This window comes from Streptomyces sp. AcH 505, assembly GCF_000818175.1.
Taxonomy (GTDB): Bacteria; Actinomycetota; Actinomycetes; order Streptomycetales; family Streptomycetaceae; genus Streptomyces.
The window spans coordinates 621,342-626,898 of the sequence record NZ_JTIY01000002.1; the positions used below are offsets into that span (position 1 = coordinate 621,342).

Here is a 5,557-nt window from a genome sequence, read left to right on the forward strand (position 1 = left end):
CGGCGCGGGCGGCAGCTGGCTGCCGCAGCCCGACTCCTGGGCCGAACTGTCCGTCGAGGCACAGACCGGCGACCCCGATTCCACACTTGAGCTGTACCGCGCCGCGCTGGCCGTACGCCGGGCGCACCCGGCGCTCGGCGCGGGCTCCTCGGTGACCTGGCTGGAAGCCCCGGACGGTGTGCTCGCCTTCCGCCGCGACCCCGCCGACACCCCGGTCACCGCCGACGGTGCGGGGGGAGCCGTGGTGTGCACGGTCAATCTGACCGGAGCGCCGATCACCCTGCCACGTCCGGGTCGTATGCTGGTCGCGAGCAGCACGGCAACGGCAACCGACGCCGCGTCGCACACGGCGGCGGTTGATGGAGGTTCGTCCATGGAGATCAAGATCCCCGCTGACACGGCCATCTGGTGGGCGATCTGACGTGATGGCATCCCGTCCCTCCGCAGGCACCGGAACCGCGCGCCTCGCCGACATCGCGGTGCAGGCCGGAGTGAGCGAAGCGACGGTCAGCCGGGTGCTCAACGGCAAGCCCGGCGTCTCCGCCACCACACGCGAGTCCGTACTGGCCGCTCTGGACCTGCTGGGTTACGAGCGGCCGGTACGGCTGCGGCAGCGCAGCGCCGGGCTGATCGGGCTGATCACGCCCGAGCTGGAGAACCCGATCTTCCCCGCCTTCGCGCAGATCATCGGGCAGGCGCTCACCAGGCAGGGATACACCCCGGTGCTCGCCACCCAGACGCCGGGCGGCTCGACCGAGGACGAACTGGTCGAGATGCTGGTGGAGCGCGGGGTGGACGGATTCATCTTCGTCTCGGGGCTCCACGCCGACTCCACGGCCGACACGGAGCGCTACGCCCGGCTCGAAGGGCAGGGCGTGCCCTTCGTCCTCATCAACGGCTTCTCCGAGAAGATCAACGCGCCGTTCATCTCGCCGGACGACCGCGGTGCGATGCGGCTCGCCGTCACCCACCTCGCGTCGCTGGGACACCGCAAGATCGGTCTCGCGGTGGGACAGAAACGTTTTGTACCCGTCCTGCGCAAGATCGAGGGGTTCACCGCCGCGATGGCGGACGTGCTCGGGCTGACCGACGCGGAGGCGCAGGCGCTGATCCAGCATTCCCTGTACACGCTGGAGGGCGGCCAGGCCGCAGCCACCGCGCTGATCGACGCCGGCTGTACGGCGGTGGTGTGCGCCTCCGACATGATGGCGCTCGGCGCGATCAGGGCCGCCCGCCAGCAGCGGCTGCGGGTGCCGGAGGACGTGTCGGTGGTCGGCTTCGACGACTCGCCGCTGATCGCCTTCACCGACCCGCCGCTGACCACCATCCGGCAGCCGGTGGCCGCGATGAGCCAGGCCGCCGTGCACGCGCTGCTGGAGGAGGTCGGCGGAACGCCCACCCCGCACAGCGAGTTCATCTTCCTGCCGGAACTGGTCGTCCGCGGCTCGACGGCGGCGGGTCCCACCGCCCCCTGATCCCGATCCGCGCGCCGGACGGTGTTCTGTGCACGACCAATGAACGGGAGTGCGGCGCGGAACGCTCACCGGGCAGCGCCGAACCGGCTCATTTCCGCGCGACGTACACGGTGTTGGTCGAGGTGCCGCCCTGCAGCGGGTTGTCGAACTCGACCACATGCGCCCGGGCTTCGGCGAAGACCTCGCCGAGCAGTGCGGTGAACGGGTCGTCGGGCGGATCGTTCGACCACAGGGCGAACACGCCGTCGGGCCTGAGCCGTTCACCGAGCGTGCGCAGCCCCGCGGCCGTGTAGAGAGCCGCGTGGCTGGGGTGCAGTACATGGCGCGGTGAGTGGTCCACGTCCAGCAGGATCGCGTCGAAGAGCCGGCCCGGGGCCAGCGGGTCCAGACCCGTCGCGTCGCCGGTCATCGCGAAGAAGTCGCCCCTGACCAGCCGGCAGCGCGGGTCGGTCGCCAACCCGGCGCCGAGCGGCACCAGTCCGCGCTCGTGCCACTCGATCACCTCGGCGAGCGCGTCGACCACGATCAGGGACGCGACGCGCGGGTCCTCCAGCGCCGCCCGTGCGGTGTACCCGAGGCCGAGTCCGCCGACCACGACGTCGAGCCGGCCGGCCGGCGCCTGCGCGAGGCCGAGCCGGGTCAGGGCGATCTCACCGGCGGTGAAGAGGCTCGACATGAGGAACTCGTCGCCGAGCTTCACCTCGTACACGTCGTCGCCCGACACCGGCTCCCTGCGGCGGCGCAGACTGATGTCACCCATCGGGGTCGGCCGCCAGTCGATCTCCTCGAAACGCGCGCTCATGCGGTTCCTTCTCCGTGCGGAATCATGGCCTGGAGCCTATGCCCCCGACCGTCAGGAACCCGCACGATGAAGAGCGAGCACGAATTCTTCCCCGCGGACGCGCTGCCGTGGTCCGACGGGCCGCAGCCCGGGACCGCGGAGAAGATCCTCAGCAGGGACGAGAGCGACCCGGACGTACTGACCCGGCTGGTCCGCTGGGAAGCGGGCCTCGACACCTCGGCCGCCGGGGTGATCCGGCACGAATGGGTCGAGGAGGTCTATCTGCTCCAGGGCGAGCTGCACGACCTGACCCTCGGCCGGACGTTCCGCGCCGGTGAGTACGCCGCGCGGCCGCCCGGGATGGAGCACGGCCCGTACCGTACGGCCGGCGGCTGCGTGATGCTGGAGATCCGCTACCGCAGTGCGGCCGCGAAGCTGCGTCCGTAGGCGTGCCGGGTGGTGACGTCCAGCCGGGTGCCGCCGGGGACCCGGCTGACCCGGACACCGTCGTCCGCCGACGTCGCGCGCATCGTCCGGCCGTGCAGGACGACCGTCACCGTGTCCCGCTCCGTCGTCGGGTCGCTGACCGCGACCGACGTACCGCCGTGGCGCGTCTCGCGCAGCAGTACCGACGCCGGTCCCTCGACGGACAGCTGGGCCGCCCGATGGATGCCCGGCGCGAAGACGTTGGCGGCGACGATGCCGAGCCGCCGGTGCGAAACGGCCTGGATCCGGGTGGTGTTGACCAGGACCGACAGCGGACCCCGGGCGTACATGGCCAGTTGCCGCTCGGCGGCGCCGGGGACCAGCGCGTACGCCAGCGAGGCCGGAGGGGCGCCGGCCGGGCGGCCGGCGGTGAGCGAGAAGACCGCTTTGGTGACCGTGGTGTCGGGGTTGGCCGTCCGTACGGCGCGGCGGCTGCGGCTGACCGTGTCGAGCGCGACCGTGACCGGGGTCCTGCCGAGGAAGACGTAGCCGACCGCGACGGCCTCGCTGTCGTTCGCGTAGCGCAGCCAGGCCGGCTCGGCGGTGCCCGCGCCGGACCACGCGGCGCCGTCACGCAGCCGCCCGGTGACCCGGACCCGATCGGCGGGTCCGGCGATCCGCGCGTCGACGGTCGTGGTGAGCGCGCGGCCCGCCGCGTCGCCGACTCCGGCGGCGAGCACGGCTATCTCGTCGTCGAGCATGAACCACGACTTCGTGGCGGACGCGTTGCGGTACGCCACGAAGTCGTCGGGGAGTTCACCGGCCTGCCGGGCGGCGTACGCGACGTCGTCCGACTGGACGAACCCGGCGACCCCGTACGCACCGAGCCGCGCGCCGCCGGAGAACACGTTGGTGGCGCGGGGGAAGTAGACGTACGTGTTCTGCGACTCGGACGACGAGGTGAAGCCGCGCTCCGGGTTGTCGTACCAGGCGGTGCCGTACAGCTCGGGGACGCTCCCGCGCGTCTCCACCGGCGCCGTGACGCCCGCGAGGCCGTACGGCGACACGGCGGTGAAGTAGTCCACGCCGTACGCGCGGGTCTGGTCCTGGCCCGCGAGGTACAGGTAGTGCGCGCCGTCCCCCTGGAACCACGGCAGCAGATTCTCGCCGCTCATGTACTCGTACCCGCTGATCCGGGTGGAGCTGCGGGCCAGCGCGAAGGCGTACCCGGGCCGCCGGTGCACGGTCCTGTCCATCGCGTTGAACGCGGCATGGTGCGCCGCGGGGTTGAGGTCTGCGGCCGGGAGGGCGGGGTCGGCGATGATGTCGGCGTAGCGGGCGACAGTCACGGGGGAGACGAACGCCGACGGGTCGAGCGTGGCTTTCGACGTCTGCCGCAGGTACGTGACGTAGCCGCCCAGCGCGGCGGCGTCGGCGGCCGCGACATGCCCGCAGAGTCCCACGACCGCCTCGACGACGGCTGCGGCGTCCGCGTATCCGGTGGTGGTGCGGGAGACCGCGCGGCCCTTGACGGGCTCCATCATCCAGCCCTCGAAGATCAGCGGGGCGAATCCCTCGGTGATCCACCGCCGCACCACACCGACGAGATCGTCCCCCGGCACGAAGCTTGTCCCGTCGAGGATCTGTACGGTCTGCACGATCCGGGTGAGCAGGCCCGTGCCGTAGGAGCCGGTGTAGGCGACGGACGCGTGCTGGACGAACGAGCCGTCCGCGTAGAAGCCGTCGCTCACGCCGTGCAGCGGACGGTACGGGTCGACGGTCGCGAAGACGGTCAGCTGGTCGGAAACGGCCTTGGTGATACGGGCGTTGTCGCCGACGACGGCGCCCTGGAGAACGCGGTTCGTGGTGATGTCGGCCAGATTGGCGCCGGTGTGGAAACGCGAGTCGAGATCGACGTCGCCGTTCGTGCCGCTGCGCAGATACGCGTCCATCGCCGCGACGTACTGGGCGGTCAACTCGGGGCGGTACGCGGCGATCGGATCCCCGAGCAGGACGAGTGTCCTGCTGACGTGGGACGAGATCCCGATCTCCCAGTTGAACCAGTTGCCGTAGTAGCCCTTCGACTGGTCGCCGTACCAGGAGTCGTAGAGCGTGACCAGGCCGTCGATCACCCGCCGTTGGACGGCCGCGTCACCGTGCAGGTCCGAGGCGGGGCCGCCGGGTGTCCGGGTGGCGAGCGCGATCTCGTAGAGGTACTGGAACGACGTCGTGAGGTTCGGGTCGCTGGCGCCGAGCGGCAGTCCCGCGAACAACTCGCCGGGACCCGCCGAGTCCAGCGCTGCGAGCCGGCTCCGGGCCGTCGTGTCCACGGTCCGGAGCTTCGCGGCGACCTCCGGCCGCGCGTTGGAGGTGTCCGTACCGGCGAAGATCGCCAGGGTGTTGGCGATCAGCGCCGCCCGGTCGGCGGCCGGGTCGTCGCCGACCGCGAGCGGGCGGTCCGCCGCCCGGGCCCCCGGCGGCCGTACCCCGGCGAGGAGGACCGCTGCGGGGACCGACGACACCAGGGCACGACGCGAGATCTGCACGGCGGGGACTCTCAGCGGATGACGGAAAGCGCTTGCGGCATTCAAGCAACCGTCCCGGCGGGTGTCACTACATACGGCACAACTGGGTCTCGGTGCCCGTCTGTTCGAGTTCTCGCCCGTCGCTCCGGCCGGCCGTTCCGAGATCCCCGTCCGGTTCCCGGGCGCCGTCTTCCCGGGCGCCGTCCGCCACCTGGTCCCCGCCCGGGTGCCGGGCGGCCACGGAGCGCTCCGACGTGGGACGCGCCGCCGCGAGCCGGGCGCGGTGCAGCAGCGTGACCGCCACGGTCGTGGCCACCACGAGCACGGCCAGGGCGGCGACGACCCAGTGG

6 protein-coding genes are annotated in these 5,557 nt (G+C 72.0%); 3 read left to right on the plus strand and 3 right to left on the minus strand.

Annotated features, from left to right (window positions below):
* Both HY68_RS45820 and HY68_RS32880 read left to right on the plus strand, forming a co-directional pair.
* Window positions 1–421 (plus strand): DUF3459 domain-containing protein (locus HY68_RS45820; protein WP_041998741.1); only part of this gene is annotated, 421 nt, incomplete at its 5' end.
* A gap of 4 nt (window positions 422–425) precedes the next feature.
* Complete coding sequence (locus tag HY68_RS32880) at window positions 426–1,475, plus strand: LacI family DNA-binding transcriptional regulator (RefSeq protein WP_042000546.1); 1,050 nt, start codon at window positions 426–428, stop codon at window positions 1,473–1,475.
* Between the two features lie 88 nt (window positions 1,476–1,563).
* Here HY68_RS32880 and HY68_RS32885 read toward each other — a convergent pair whose 3' ends face one another.
* Window positions 1,564–2,277 carry a spermidine synthase gene (locus HY68_RS32885; protein ID WP_041998744.1) on the minus strand — a complete coding sequence of 238 codons (714 nt, stop codon included), beginning with the start codon at window positions 2,275–2,277 and terminating at the stop codon, window positions 1,564–1,566.
* Window positions 2,278–2,343: 66 nt separating this feature from the next.
* Here HY68_RS32885 and HY68_RS32890 point away from each other — a divergent pair, with 66 nt between their 5' ends.
* Complete coding sequence (locus tag HY68_RS32890) at window positions 2,344–2,703, plus strand: cupin domain-containing protein (RefSeq protein ID WP_041998748.1); 360 nt, start codon at window positions 2,344–2,346, stop codon at window positions 2,701–2,703.
* On the opposite strand, the gene HY68_RS32895 is transcribed toward HY68_RS32890, so the two are convergent.
* Window positions 2,670–5,228 (minus strand): polysaccharide lyase family 8 super-sandwich domain-containing protein, encoded by a 2,559-nt coding sequence (locus HY68_RS32895; RefSeq protein WP_041998752.1) that lies wholly within the window; start codon window positions 5,226–5,228, stop codon window positions 2,670–2,672. The genes HY68_RS32890 and HY68_RS32895 overlap by 34 nt on opposite strands.
* Before the next feature lie 67 nt (window positions 5,229–5,295).
* Window positions 5,296–5,557: hypothetical protein (locus tag HY68_RS44325; RefSeq protein ID WP_041998754.1), on the minus strand; the 262-nt coding region annotated here is incomplete at its 5' end.